The 15,130-nt window shown below is 32.7% G+C and carries 11 protein-coding genes; 10 read left to right on the forward strand and 1 reads right to left on the reverse strand.

Going from position 1 to position 15,130, the window contains the following annotated elements:
* The first annotated feature begins 11 nt into the window (after window positions 1-11).
* The 10 genes from DG435_RS05530 (at window position 12) to DG435_RS05570 (ending at window position 12,280) form a co-directional block, all read left to right on the forward strand.
* Window positions 12-1,526 (forward strand): RagB/SusD family nutrient uptake outer membrane protein, encoded by a 1,515-nt coding sequence (locus DG435_RS05530; protein WP_106793185.1) that lies wholly within the window; start codon window positions 12-14, stop codon window positions 1,524-1,526.
* A 10-nt stretch (window positions 1,527-1,536) separates the two neighbouring features.
* Window positions 1,537-2,439 (forward strand): substrate import-associated zinc metallohydrolase lipoprotein, encoded by a 903-nt coding sequence (locus DG435_RS05535; RefSeq protein WP_106793186.1) that lies wholly within the window; start codon window positions 1,537-1,539, stop codon window positions 2,437-2,439.
* A gap of 16 nt (window positions 2,440-2,455) precedes the next feature.
* Window positions 2,456-3,805 carry a DUF4302 domain-containing protein gene (locus DG435_RS05540; protein WP_106793187.1) on the forward strand — a complete coding sequence of 450 codons (1,350 nt, stop codon included), beginning with the start codon at window positions 2,456-2,458 and terminating at the stop codon, window positions 3,803-3,805.
* A gap of 246 nt (window positions 3,806-4,051) precedes the next feature.
* The gene (locus DG435_RS25450) at window positions 4,052-5,581 is read left to right on the forward strand and encodes a nuclear transport factor 2 family protein (protein ID WP_159025623.1); all 1,530 of its coding nucleotides are present in this window, start codon (window positions 4,052-4,054) and stop codon (window positions 5,579-5,581) included.
* A gap of 22 nt (window positions 5,582-5,603) precedes the next feature.
* A complete protein-coding gene (locus DG435_RS05550; RefSeq protein ID WP_106793188.1) occupies window positions 5,604-7,334 on the forward strand; it encodes an amidohydrolase family protein in 1,731 nt (576 codons plus the stop codon).
* A gap of 80 nt (window positions 7,335-7,414) precedes the next feature.
* Complete coding sequence (locus DG435_RS05555) at window positions 7,415-8,752, forward strand: M28 family peptidase (protein WP_106793189.1); 1,338 nt, start codon at window positions 7,415-7,417, stop codon at window positions 8,750-8,752.
* Between the two features lie 118 nt (window positions 8,753-8,870).
* Window positions 8,871-10,493: a M1 family metallopeptidase gene (locus DG435_RS05560; protein WP_106793190.1), complete on the forward strand. Its 1,623-nt coding sequence runs from the start codon at window positions 8,871-8,873 to the stop codon at window positions 10,491-10,493.
* A gap of 9 nt (window positions 10,494-10,502) precedes the next feature.
* A complete protein-coding gene (locus tag DG435_RS05565; protein ID WP_106793191.1) occupies window positions 10,503-11,228 on the forward strand; it encodes a sulfite exporter TauE/SafE family protein in 726 nt (241 codons plus the stop codon).
* Window positions 11,229-11,421: 193 nt separating this feature from the next.
* Window positions 11,422-11,595 (forward strand): hypothetical protein, encoded by a 174-nt coding sequence (locus tag DG435_RS25455; protein ID WP_159025625.1) that lies wholly within the window; start codon window positions 11,422-11,424, stop codon window positions 11,593-11,595.
* Window positions 11,596-11,752: 157 nt separating this feature from the next.
* Window positions 11,753-12,280: a GNAT family N-acetyltransferase gene (locus tag DG435_RS05570; RefSeq protein ID WP_106793192.1), complete on the forward strand. Its 528-nt coding sequence runs from the start codon at window positions 11,753-11,755 to the stop codon at window positions 12,278-12,280.
* A 139-nt stretch (window positions 12,281-12,419) separates the two neighbouring features.
* Here the strand turns inward: DG435_RS05570 and DG435_RS05575 are convergent, their stop codons facing one another.
* Complete coding sequence (locus tag DG435_RS05575) at window positions 12,420-15,077, reverse strand: T9SS type A sorting domain-containing protein (RefSeq protein ID WP_106793193.1); 2,658 nt, start codon at window positions 15,075-15,077, stop codon at window positions 12,420-12,422.
* Window positions 15,078-15,130: the final 53 nt, after the last annotated feature.

Below are 15,130 nucleotides of genomic sequence, written 5' to 3' on the forward strand. Positions count from 1 at the left end.
AAAGATTAATTATGAAGAATTATAAATTAACATCATATATACTACTCCTCCTTCTTGTAATGTTAAATTCAAGTTGTGAGAAATATTTGGACGAATCTCCAGATAATAGATTAGAATTAGACACTGTTGAAAAAGCAGCCAAAGTTGTTGCAGATGCCTATACACAAGCTAGTTATGTATTCACAGATATGTATACAGACTTAGCTGGTCCTGTAGGTAATCTTGATGCTAATGGTATTGCACAAACTGCAGGAGGAAACTCTATTGATTTGCAGGACACTCAAACCTATACTTGGGCTGATGTAACGGCAATATTTCAGGATTCACCAACTTTTTATTGGGATCGTAGTTATGCGGCAATCGCACAGACTAATGAAGTACTAGCTGTAATTGATGGTATGGAAGGTGATCAGAAGCAAAAAAATGCTGTAAAAGGAGAGGCTCTTCTCTCTAGAGCGTACCATCACTTTATGCTAGTTAACTTATTTGGTTTACATTACGATGAGAATGCATCCTCTAATTTAGGGGTTCCATATGTACTACAACCAGAAATAGAGTTCTTACCAAGCTACAAACGTAATACGGTTGCAGAAGTTTATAGTCTTGTGGAAAAAGATTTATTAGAGGGCTTAGCTCTTATTAATGATGATTTTTTCATAGGAACCAAAAAGTATCATTTTACTAAAAAAGCTGCTCAAGCCTTTGCTTCAAGATTTTACTTATGGAAAAAAGACTATGCAAATTGTAAAAAATATAGTGATCTGTTTCTAGATGGTTCTCCAGATTTCTTTCTGAAAGATTTTACCACACTAACTAGTGGTGGTTATGATGGGACTGCAGAAAATTATAGCGATCCATCGGACCCTAGTAACGTATTGGTTATATCTCAATTTTCTTTCTATGCAAGAAGAAGTACCGGATATAGATTAAATGCTGGTGATGTGAATAATCTATATCGCAACCTGTTCTCTGTTACCGATAACAGAACTATTATAGGTGGGTGGCGTTCAGGAGGAACAGATGCCAGATTTCAAGCACGATTAAGAGAATACTTTTTTAGAGAAAACTTATCTTCTAATTCTGGTCAAGCATATTATATCGCTCAAGTATTTAAAGGCGAAGAAGTATTGCTAAACAGAGCTGAAGCTAATCTTTTTCTTGGAGATCAAGCTGCTGCACTTGCAGATGTTAACGTTCTGGCAAACAAGAGATATAACGGTAATCAATTTAACAACACTACCGATATCATAAATTTTTATAGTCCTATTGATCCACAAACTAATCAACCAATTTTGCTTAGTGAAAGTGATGCAGTTAAGGAACTAATACTACACGAAAGAAAAAAAGAGTTTTGGGATCATGGTTTACGATGGTTTGATGTTAAGAGACATAATATCTCTATAACCCATGTATTACCTGTAAGTGAAGGAGGTCAAACTTTTACGCTAACAGAAAATGATTTGAGAAAAGCCATACAAATTCCTAATGATGCACTTTCATTCGGATTAACTCCTAACCCTAGATAAAATATTGATTATGAAAACACAAAATATAGTAGTACAAAGAATACTGTTTCTTATGCTTAGTGTAGCAGTATTATCTGGATGTGATAGAGAAGAAACATTACAACCGCAATCTATTTTTGAACAAAACGAAGTAGAATCGACTAATGAGCTTGATGTCTATTTAAAAAATGAATTTAGAGACCCGTATGGCTGTAATGTTATATACAAATTTGTTGATCGATATATAGATCCTTCTAAATCAGCTGTGCCACCTCGTTTAGATGTAGTAAAGCCTATTGCCGAACTTATCAAACAAGCTTGGATAGAACCATATAATAAAGCTTCGGATCAAGGAGAAGAGTTTTTAAGAACATATTTCCCTGCAGAAATCGTTTTATTAGGTTCTCCTCTATATAATGGTGATGGTACTATTACTTTGGGAATTGCAGATGCTGGGGTTAGAGTAACTCTTACCCAAGCAAATGATTATGCTCCTGGTAATAAAGACTGGATTGTTCAAACATTTAGAACCTTACATCATGAGTTCGCTCATATTGTAGATCAAAATTTTAATTTTGATGTAGAAGCTTTCTACGATATATCGAATGAAGATTACACAACACCAGGAACGTGGACACAAGAAACTCAAAATAGTGCTATTGCAAGAGGGATGGTTACTCCTTATGCTACTTCTGCCGTTGGAGAAGATTTTGCAGAAACCATATCCTATATCGTTACAACCGATCCAGCTGTATTTCAAGCTACTTACCTTACCGCAGAAGATTGCACAGGTCAAGGTCAGGATTGTATAGATAGAAATGCAGGTAGAGTACGTATTCAACAAAAATATGATGCTGTTGTAAAGTATATGAAAGAAGATGTTGGAATTGATCTTTTAGTATTAAGAGATGAGTTTTTAAGCAGTATTAACTAATCAAATTTAGAACAACATGTTAAAAAATATAAAAATATATGCATTACTTATTATCACTTTAGGTTTTATGGCCTGTAGCAATGATAATGAAGTAGAACCATTGTTTGATCAAGATATTGATACTCGTGTTAATGCACAATTAGAAAGTTATAAGAAAATATTAATAGCACCTGAATTTGGATGGAAAGCAGATTATTTCCCTGGAGAAAGTGAAGCTTTATTTAGAGTTCATTTAAAATTCAATGCTGATAATACAGTTGAAACAACTTCTGATTATAAAAATGGTACAAATGATTTACCATCTACTTATCGTGTAGGAGTTAATCAGTTGCCAGAATTGGTATTAGAGAACTATTCAACACTACATAGTTTGTTTGAGACTCAACAATTTGCATTAGGAGCAGAATTCGAATTTATTTTTGAAGAGATTACTAGTGAAAAAGTGGTGCTTAAAAGTAAAACAGATCAGGGAGATAAATCAATCATTACTTTAACACCTGCAACAGCACTAGATAAAGATCAGATCATAGTGCTTCAAGGTTTAGAAGAACGTATAAAAGATGGACATCTTACAACTGATTTCTTTAGAGAATTAACTATTACTAATACTGCTGCACAAGAAGTGTTTTCTTCTAATTTCAGTTTTAATGACAATACAAGAAGAGCAACGTTTAGTGGAGCAGACAATAGTAATAATATCCTATCTTTTGATTTACCATTAAAAATTACAGAAACAGGATTTGATTTTATAACTCCTTTTTCTTTTAATGGAACCGATTTTCAATCATTCACATACGAGGTAGCAACTAATACATTTAAATCAACTGTAGGAGATCTTATTGCTGTAATTAGTGCTTCGATTGAACCTGGATATATTAGTGATGATATTTTAAAGATACAGGATGGTACGCGTTCAATATTTGGATATCGACCTACTTATGGTGATGCTCAATTTATGTCTCAAGAGTTTCTTGATATTTTCACTACTATAAATACTAACCTTGCCCCTAATGGGTTAACGATGAGTATTTATTTTTTCATATTGGATTTCTCGACCCCTACGCCTACAGCAACTATGACATTTAGAGCATCAGATGGAACCACTGACTTTGCCGGAAATTATAATTTCAATGTATCTGTAGTAGATAAAAAAATGTTTTTAACTCTAGTAGGTGCAACAGATGCTAATGGTGGTTTCTTTCAACCCCGTATTCAACCATTATTAGATTACTGGACATCTCCTAACGGTTTATTATATACCGAAAGAGGAAATTTTAGAACATTTAGCAATGCATTTACTAACCAATCAGGAAGTTTCTTTAGTATAGACAACCCGATTAGTTCTTATGTGATTTGGTTTCAATAATTAGCCCACAAAATTTTAGATTTCTCGTGTATGGGATCTAATCTTATCAACAATATACACAATTGACTATTGTTCCCTCAATAGCCTTTCTAACTCAACTTTCGAAAACCCGGAGCTTTATGCTCTGGGTTTTTTGATTAAACTCATTTTTCTTTTTTCTAAAAAACAAGTATCAACATCATTTCTACATTAACATTTACTTAAGAATAACGTCAATATTTCAATGTATTTTAGAAAATAAAAACAATGAAGCACACAATTGTTCTTTTAGTAATACTCACTACAATACCTGCCTTCTCACAAACCGATACTGAAGTATATCTTTTTGATATCATCAAAAAAGAAAAAACAATCATACTTAACAATCAAAGAAATATATCTAACAACAAAGGGTATGATAACCAACCTTCCATTTTTAATGATACCATGGTTTTGTTTTCTTCTACCCGTAATAAACAAACAGATATAGCCGTATATAATAGCAAAAACGCTAAAATAGATTGGGTTACAGAAACCAAAAACGGAAGTGAATATTCTCCTACCAAAATCCCTAGCAAAAATCAAGTTTCTTCTATTCGCCTGGATCAAGATGGCAAACAACTCCTTTATCGTTATGATTACAAAACCGGGGAGTCCAAAGTTTTATTAGAAGGGCTTAAGGTTGGGTATCATACCTGGTTTAATAATGATATGCTCGTTTCATCTGTACTTGAAGATAATGCATTGTCATTGGTAGTATCTAATATAAAAAAAGGAACTAATCATACTCTTCAAAAAAAAGTAGGAAGATCGTTGCATAAAATACCAAATTCAAATCTGATTAGCTATATCAGTAAAGAAAATAAAGATTGGGAAATTAAATCAATTGATCCTATAACAGGAATCACCGAAAAAATCATAAATACAGTACCCAAATCCGAAGATATGTGCTGGTTACCAGATGGTACCATCTTGATGGGGAAAGGGAATACAGTTTTTAAGTTTAATCCAAAAACAGATTCTGGCTGGAACACCTTTTATACTTTTATGGATAAAGAAATTGGTCATATTTCCAGAATAGCAACAAATACTTCAGGAAGTATGCTTGCTGTGGTATCAGATATTTCTCCCGAGCATATTGTTCAAAAACAATTAGACGCCTACAATGCCAAAGATATCGATGCCTTTTTAGCTACATATAATGATGATGTATTAATTTATGATTATCCAGATACAGTACGCTACAAAGGTAAAGAAGCCATGCGTCCTTATTATGATAAAAAATTTAAAACTGAACCCAATTTATTTTGTGAAATCAAACATCGTATTGTACTTGGTAATAAAGTAATTGATGAAGAATATGTTACTTATAGTGATCGGATTGTAAAAGTGATCTCTATATATGAAGTAAAAAATGGAAAGATTGCTAAGGTAACTTTTATCAGACCTCAACCTGATAATGATATCGAAAAGAATTCTGAAAACATTATTAATAAACAACTCGATGCTTATAATGGGAGAGATATCGACGCTTTTGTTGCTACCTATTCCAAAGATATAAAAGTGTATAATTTTCCATACAAATTTTTATACGAAGGTCATGAAAAAATCAAAGAAGGATATACCAATTTCTTTAAAACCACACCTGATCTCAATTGTAAAATAAAAAACAGAATTCTAATGGGTAATGTAGTTATTGATGAAGAGTTTCTAACCATCAATAAACAATATTATAGTGCTGTAGCGATTTATGAGGTAAATAATGAGAAAATAACTAAGGTTGTTTTTATTCAGTAATACAAATAATTACACAAACTAAATGATGAAAAAAATAGTAATCCTAATAATTCTATTTATAATTATTAATCCAGCTATTAGTATAGCTCAAACAATAGTAATAGAAAACATTAATATAATTGATGTTGAAACCGGGAAAATCAAAAAACAACAAAATATAGCAATAGAGGGTAAAAATATAACATCTATTTCTTCTAAAAAAATCACTCCAAAAGAAAATACCGAAGTTATTAATGGTGCTGATAAATTTATCATTCCTGGTATGATTGACTCTCATATACATTTTTTCCAAACAGGAAGTTTATATACTCGCCCCGACGCTATAGATTTAAAGCACATAATGCCTTATGAAGATGAAATAGAATTTGCAAAAAAAATAGTTCCCGATAACTTTAAAAGATATTTAAGATTAGGTATTACTTCTGTTATGGATGTTGGCGGGCCATTCTCTAATTTCATAATCAGAGACAGCGTATCCCAAAATAATATTTCTCCAAATGTTTATGTTACCGGCCCTCTCTTTTCTCCCTACCAACCTAAAGCCTTTTCCGAACTTGAGGATATTCCTATAGAAAAAATCACTACCAAAGAACAAGCTACTATTCTTTTTAATAAAATGCTTCCGTATAAGCCCGATTTCATTAAGATTTGGTATATCGCTACAAAAGACATCCCAGCAGAAAAAACATATCCTATTGTGGAGCATATTGCCCAATTAACACATAAAAACAATCTAAAACTTACAGTACATGCCACTCAGTTAAATACAGCAAAATTAGCAGTAAAAGCAGGTGCAGACATATTGGTTCATAGTGTGACAGATACTTTAATAGATAACGAGTTTATCGAATTGCTAAAAAAGAATAATGTTACATATATTCCTACATTAATAGTATCTAAAAATTATGGAAAATCTTTTTTAGGTAAGCCTGACAACCATTATCAAGATCTTGCCTTTGCAAATCCCACTGTATATCGTTCATTAACAGATGTAAAAAAAATCTCTGATGAAGATATTCCTAAAGGGCTTAAGAATCTGAGAAATAATGAAAAAACATATCTGGAACGATCTGCAGCCAAAGATAAAATCATGTTTCAGAATCTGAAAAAATTATCAGAAAATGGTATAAATGTAGCTACAGGTACTGATGCAGGAAATATAGGAACCATTCACGCTTCCTCTTACATTCAAGAAATCGAAGCCATGAAGAAATCCGGTATTAGTAATTTGGATATTTTAAGAGCTTCTACTATAAATGCAGCAAAAGGCTTTGGTTTAGATAATCAGATCGGTTCTATTTCGGAAGGGAAATTAGCTGATTTAGTTATTCTTAAAAATAACCCATTAGAAAATCTTCAAAACCTAAATTCAATCAAAGAAGTAATTAAAGGTGGTAAAATAGTAGGAGTTTCGGATTTAATCAAAGAAACACCTGAACAGGTTGTACAACGGCAAGTAAACGCATACAACGCAAGAGATATAGATGCGTTTATGGATACCTATTCAGAAGATATTAAAATTTATAATTTTCCGGAAGAAATCTCTATAGATGGGAAAGAAAAAATGAGAGAAAGTTTTAAGGCTATGTTTGAAAGAGTACCAAATCTGTATTGCGAAATTAAAAATCGTATTGTATTAGGCAATAAAGTTGTGGATCGTGAATATGTTAGGTTTGGAGAAAAATATTCAAGCGTAATAGCAATTTATGAAATAATTGATTGTAAAATTTCTAAGGTAACATTTTTAAGATAACCCATATGCTCTTATAAATTTGTTAAGAGATCATTATTACTTGACTCTTTTCTTTACATTAGGCGATCAAATTCACACAAATGAAAACATTTTTTACCTCAGCCCTACTTCTATTATCTACCGTTTTAATCGCACAAACAGATCAACGTATTTATGATATCATCAATGCAGTCTCTGCAGATAGAATTGAAACCGATGTCAAAAAATTAGCGAACTTCGGAACTCGTAATACATTTAGTGATACTATTTCTCAAACACGAGGTATTGGAGCAGCCCGAAGGTGGATCAAAACAGAGTTTGAAAAAATCTCTACAGATTGTAAGAACTGTTTAGATGTATTTTATCAAAAAGATTTTGTAACCAAAGATATGGGATCCAGAGTTCCTCATGATGCCTGGGTGGTAAATGTAGTAGCCATACAAAAAGGAACAAAATACCCTAACCGCTATATTATTATGAGTGGTGATATCGATTCTCGAGCTAGTGATACTATGGATTTTACTACCGATGCTCCTGGTGCAAATGATAATGCTAGCGGAATGGCAGGAACCATTGAAGCTGCACGAGTATTATCAAAACATACTTTTGAAAATAGTATTATTTATGTTGGATTATCTGGAGAAGAACAAGGCCTCTTTGGCGGTGGTGGACTAGCAAAATACGCTAAAGACAAAGGCTGGGATATTATAGGAATCCTTAATAATGATATGATCGGAAACATTAAAGGAGTAGATGGAATTATCGATAATAGAACTTTTAGAATATTTTCTGAACCTACCAATCTTACCGATAACGAAAAAACTGTAAGACGTAGACGTTTTTATGGAGGAGAAGTTGACGGGATTTCGCGCCAATTGGCCCGATATGTGCATAAAAATGTAAAAACATATATGCCAGAGATGAATCCAATGATGATTTATCGATTAGATCGTTTTGGGCGCGGTGGGCATCACAGACCTTTTAATGATTTAGGCTATGCCGGAATTCGAATTATGGAAGCACATGAAAACTATACGCAGCAACATCAAAATATTCGTGAAGAAAATGGGATCAAATACGGAGATGTTGTAGAACATGTTAATTTTAATTATGCTGCAAAACTCACTGCTGTTAATGCCATAAATTTAGCCAGTATTGCATGGGCTCCTCCTGCCCCATCTGAAGTAAAAATAGGCGGAATTGTAGAGCCTTCAGTAAAATTTAAATGGAAAAAAGCCAATGACCCAAATATTAAAGGTTACAAAATATACTGGCGAGATACCACTTCTCCTACCTGGGATCATAGCCGTTTTGTAGGAAATGTAGACAACTTTATTCTAGATGGCATTGTTATTGACAATTTCTTCTTCGGAATAGCCGCTGTCGGCAAAAATGGTCATGAGAGTCCTGTTGTGTTTCCTTCAGAAACTTTTAGATAAATTATAAAAAGAGTCTGCTAATAATTTCGAAACTAATACAAAATTGATTATTATGCGAATTCTACAGACCTAACAGTTAGACATTAAGTATAATTATCGAGAAATAAACATACCATAGATGAACACATTCTATACAATAGCATTCAGTATTTTAAGTTTTACCTTATTATCTGCACAAGAATCACAATTTACAAGACAAGATTCATTGCGAGGATCGATAACTCCAGAAAGAGCATGGTGGGATTTAACCTATTACCATCTTGATATTGCTGTAGACCCTGATCAAAAAACTATTTCAGGAAAAAATACAATTCATTACAAAGTGTTGAAAGAGCATAACATAATGCAAATCGACCTGCAACCTCCTTTAAAAATAGAAAAAGTACTTCAGGATAATAAGGAACTAAAAGTAACATCAGAAGGTAATGCTCATTTTATAACACTATCAACAGCACAAAAAGAAAATAGTAAAAATGTAATAGAAGTGTACTATAGTGGTAAACCTCGTGAAGCTGTTCGTGCCCCATGGGATGGTGGTATTTCCTGGAAAAAAGATCAGAATGGAAAACATTTTGTAGCTTCTTCATGCCAAGGGTTAGGAGCTAGCGTTTGGTGGCCTAACAAAGATCATATGTATGATGAAGTAGATAGTTTACTTATTAGTGTTAATGTACCATCTACTCTTATGAATGTATCTAATGGTCGATTACGCAAAACAGAAGAACATGATAATAATACCAAAACATTTCATTGGTTTGTAAGTAACCCAATCAATAATTATGGAGTAAATATCAATATCGGTGATTATGTTCATTTTGGAGAACAATATGAAGGTGAGAAAGGAAAACTGGATATGGATTATTATGTATTAAAAGATAATCTGGAAAAAGCGAAAAAACAATTTAAAGATGCTCCAAAGATGATGAAAGCTTTTGAGCATTGGTTTGGCCCCTATCCTTTTTATGAAGATAGTTTTAAACTGGTTGAAGTACCTTATCTTGGGATGGAGCATCAAAGCTCTGTCACTTATGGAAACAAATATATAAATGGATATCTTGGTAATGACCTTTCTGGGTCAGGGTGGGGATTGAAATTTGATTTTATTATTATTCATGAATCTGGTCACGAATGGTTTGCTAATAATATCACCTATAAAGATGCGGCAGATATGTGGATTCATGAAGGTTTTACTGCATATTCTGAAAGTCTTTTTCTTGATTATCATTATGGAAAAAAGGCCGCTGCAGAATATGTAATAGGTACCAGAAAAAAAATCCAGAATGATTCTCCAATTATAGGTACATATAATGTAAATAATGAAGGATCAGGTGATATGTACCTTAAGGGATCAAATATGTTACACACACTACGTCAACTTATAGAAGATGATGAAAAATGGAGATCCATCCTTAGAGGGCTTAATTCTACATTTTATCATAAAACAGTGACAACAAAGCAGATCGAAGATTATATTAGCAAAGAAACCAACATCGATTTAACTCAGTTTTTTGATCAATATCTAAGAACCATAAAAGTACCTGTTCTCGAATATAATTTTAAAGACGGTAAATTAAAATATCGTTATAACAATATCGTAGATCAATTTGATATGCCTGTACGTCTCTTTATAGATGGTAATCCAGAATGGGTACAACCAAATGCCAATTGGCAGACAAAAGATTTTAAAGGAAATAAACTTACTGTAGATCCCAATTTTTATGTAAATGTAAAAGAACTATAGTATTCTAAAATGGCATCTTATCTTATTCCATTTACTGCTGCTTTTATATTAGGAGTGTCCAAATCAGGACTTAAAGGAATGGGAATTGTGGTCGTAACCCTAATGGCATTGGCACATGGTGCAAAAGCATCTACAGGAATACTATTACCTCTTTTAATTTTTGCAGATGTTTTGGCTGTACTCTATTATAACCGACATGCCCGTTGGAAATATCTCTTTCAATTTCTCCCATGGATGATAGGTGGAGTTCTAATAGCTGTTTTTGTAGGAAAAGATCTTCCTGAATATATATTTAAGAAAGGAATGGCCGTGATTATCATTATCAGTGTTATCATCATGTTTTTTTGGGAACGGTACGATAAAAAAAACATTCCTAATAAGCTTTGGTTTATTGGCACTACCGGGTTTGCTGCTGGTTTCACCACAATGATAGGAAACCTGGCAGGAGCATTTACTAATATTTTTTTCATGGCAACCCGAATACCAAAAAATGAGTTTATTGGTACCGCTGCCTGGCTCTTTTTTATAATTAATTTGTTTAAACTTCCATTTCATATTTTTAGCTGGGATACTATAAATATGAAGACATTAATTGTGGATTTATATTTGATTCCAGGAGTCATATTGGGATTTATCATCGGGCTTAAGGTCGTAAAGCGATTTAAAGATCACCAATACCGAAAGTTTATTTTAATCATGACTGCAATTGGGGGGCTTGTTATTTTATTTAAGTAATCGCTAATACTATCTAACAATTACAGAATACACTTGCTTTTAAATACTTATATCTAAAATAATCTTAAAAACAAGTGCCATATTTAGTAGATGAATAACGATGTAGTTAAACTTTTAGTTAATTAATAGCATTCTAAAAAAATAATGCAGCTAATTTGATAAATTTAGATATTAATCAAATTAAATATATATCATGAAAAAAAAGCAGTTAAAAAAACTCAAACTTAACAAAAACACAATTTCTAAGTTTAGTGCTCAAAAAATTAAAGGAGGTACTGGTACAGGAGATTGTGATTCTAGTATTGCTCCAAATTGCAACTTTGCTTGTGCAACAGGAACATGTATTTCACATAGAAACGATTGTTAAGTAGATAGGTTATTTCTAAAAATTATAAAACTGCCAAAGATTTAAACCTTTGGCAGTTTTTATATGGTACTTAATTAAATAATTGCTAGTAATTTCAAATGTACATGAGAGTATAATTCTTTTTGAATACATTAGGCCCAAAAAAGAATCTTAAATAATGAAAATTACCTCTTTACCAAAATTACAAACCGAAAGATTACTTCTAAGACAATTAAAAGAAAATGACAATCAGGTAATTCTCTTCTTACGATCTGATGAAGGTGTTAACACATTTGTAAAAAGACCAAAAACAAATACAATAGAAGATGCTAACAATTTCATTGACAAAATCAATAAAGGTATTGATGAGCAAAACTGGTTATTTTGGGGAATTACAATAAAAGATAATCCAGAACTCATTGGTACTATTTGCTTATGGAATTTCTCTGAAGACAAAAAAATAGCAGAAGTAGGCTATGATTTACATCCGAAGTTTCATAAACAAGGGATTATGAATGAAGCACTGGTAGGTATCCTAGATTATGGGTTTAAAACTTTAGAGCTAGATACTATAGAAGCTTTTACACATAAAAATAATGAACCTTCAAAAAAGTTATTGATTAAAAATAACTTTAATCATATTGAACATAGAGAGGATAGTGATAACCTAGACAATTTTATCTTTTCTATTTCCAGAAATAAATGACCTAAAAATCATCTCTTCAAGAAAGATTTTTTAGTATCAATCAGAGCCTGTCAATTTCATATCATACTTGGTGATCAAATAATTTTAACAGGCTCTGGTTAATAAATTTAGTTAACATCTGTTCTTTAAACAGATAGAGTTATTCTTTATAAAATATTTTAGAGATACTTCCTTCTTCAGATCGAGAATGTAATTTAATAATATAAGCTCCCTTAGATAAATTAGATACATCTATACTGTTCCCGTTTCGATTTTTATATTCGCCTACTTTTTTACCATATATATCGAATATCGTTATCATATATTCCTGATCAGAAGCAGAGCTACTTATCTGTAATTGATCTTTTGCGGGGCTAGGGAATATTTTTATTCCCTGTAATTCTTTATTAATTTCATTAGGTAACAATGGAGATTTTATTCCATTCTGGCAATACGTTGCATTTTGATATGGTGTAATCGCAGCAGTCTTATATACAGGAGCATTGCTATAATATTCATTTATTTTTTTAGCTAACCACTGGTCATCATCTCCATTAGTACCGATAGAACCTATTCCGGTAGTAGATCCTCCACCCCATAAAATAGTGAAAACATTCATATTTGCTAGTTTTTGTAGATTAGACGTTCCCCAATCATAACCATTATCATTAGCCAAATGTCCTCCTATAGTATTAGCTTCATAATGCGGAAGTGCTAATGTTATATTTTTCAGCTCAGGGTGAATCTTACTAAGGTCTGTCCCTATTCTACTATCTCCAAGAAAATAAGGAGCAGATGCAGAGGAGTGATTAGCAATATCAAAATTGACAATATTTTCATCTGTAGTAGGCATATGTCCTCCAGGAATTTGCCATAACATGATAGGTACATTACCTATTCGTTTTGCAATTTCTTTACAAAAGGTCAGGTACATATCCCAATGTTTAGCTGTCCATGCGTAATTTTGTATCGCGGCTGGTCCAAAACAGTCTCTTTCGTATCGGTCAAAAGCTATAAAATCTGGTTTCCACTCTCCTGTATATAACTCAAGACTATTCATAAAATCGGCCACTTCTATAGCTTCGCTCACAGGGTCATTAAACTCTCCTGCTTTTTCAAACACCCAACGGGCAGAACCAGCGGCCCATACATTTTGCTGATACCCAAATGGAATTTTACATTCTCCCACATGATGAATCAAAAAATTAACCGACTGCAAATAACCTTTCAGATTATCAGAAAAAGAAGGAAGTCCTGTAATACTTAAATTCTCATCTTCAAAAGCTCTTTTGATATCTTGATTAACCTCGACTCGCATGGTTCTGATATTATGATCATTTCCAAAAACGACATCTTGTTGAATAGCACCTATCAGATCGGGGCTAATTACAAAAGCTCCGGGATTAGGGTGATCAGTGTCTTCATAACTTAAAATAACTTTAATTTCCTGAATCAAATTTCTATAATGAAAATATAAATTTTGATTTTCGCTCAGATCTTTAATAGCTTCTAGTGATCCACCACCACTAGCATTAGCAGTATAATGCACCATTACAGGAAGTATTTTTCTTCCGCCTTGACTAGCTTCTAATCTTCGTGCCTGTTCGATAGTGTTTTTTGTAGGAGTCATATCAGGAATCTTACCTCTATCCCCTGCTCCGTCTAATCCAGAATATTTAAAAAGAGCGTTTAAAGGTGAGTTCTTAAAATTATCATCAAAAGCAGCAGCAGCATTGGTTATGGTTCCATGAGATAAATATCTAGGAAAACCTTTGACTGTAAATTCATGAACAGAAGAAGCTGTAAAAGAAACAGCCAGAGTATTGCTATTTCCTATCGCTACTGTAAGATTAGCAGTGTATTGAGGAGTATAAATAAGATTATTAGCATTATCGGTATAGGCAGATATTGTAACAGTATAATTTCCTTCGAGAACTTGTGGTATACTAGTACTGCCATTAGTAATCTGTGTATTTTTATCTGCACCGTTTATATCACTATTCTTAAGAGCAATTGGTGTAGAAACTCCACTGGGAAGTCCGGTTACATTAACAGTTACATTTTCTGTACGAATAGTAGATCTTGTATATCCTATAGCAATATTAGTATTTGTTTCAGAAGGTATGAATGATAAAGGCGATGATTCTTCGTATGCACTTGTATATTGAGTAGTACCTACGACAAAACTATTTGCCCATATCTGGTATGGCTGGTCAATTCTTAGCGAAGAGGTAGCAGATGTTGTAATTGTTTCTGTAGATAGAGTATTAGAACTTGTATTTTTATAGTTAACTATTACAGCATTAGCATCATTTCCAGTTACTGTGGTGGTCACATCTGTAAATAATGAAGGTGTTCCATTTTCTGTATAAAATCGCATAGAATCAGCGAGATCACTATATGATGATGTTACCGTTCTAAGGTCAACTCTAAGTTTAAAACTTTCATTAGGAGATAAAACATGATCAACCCAAGATGCTTCGGGAAGTCCGATATTTAAAGTATTAATAAATCGATCTCCATCTTGTAGATGGGTCATCGTTACAGTTGGATATGAAATACTTCCATTAGGTGTAAAATTAACAAGGCTTGGAGTAACATCAGATAAAAATTGAAGTTTAGCATTTCTAGCATTAATACCACTGTTTCCTGTATTTTTCACTTCTATATCAAGATAAACATCTCCCCAGGATTGAGGTGAAAAATCCATTTTTAATTGATAAGTTGCTGTGGGATTACTATAATTCCGAATAAAGGTTTGGGAATAGATACAAAAATTAAATAGTAAGCATACGACGAATAAGAGTTTGTGTTTCATTGTTTACGTTTTAAATACGTTGGGTTAATATATATTGAGATTCTTTAAAAGAT

The sequence above is a fragment of the Aquimarina sp. Aq78 genome (assembly GCF_900299525.1).
In the GTDB taxonomy this organism is placed as follows: domain Bacteria; phylum Bacteroidota; class Bacteroidia; order Flavobacteriales; family Flavobacteriaceae; genus Aquimarina.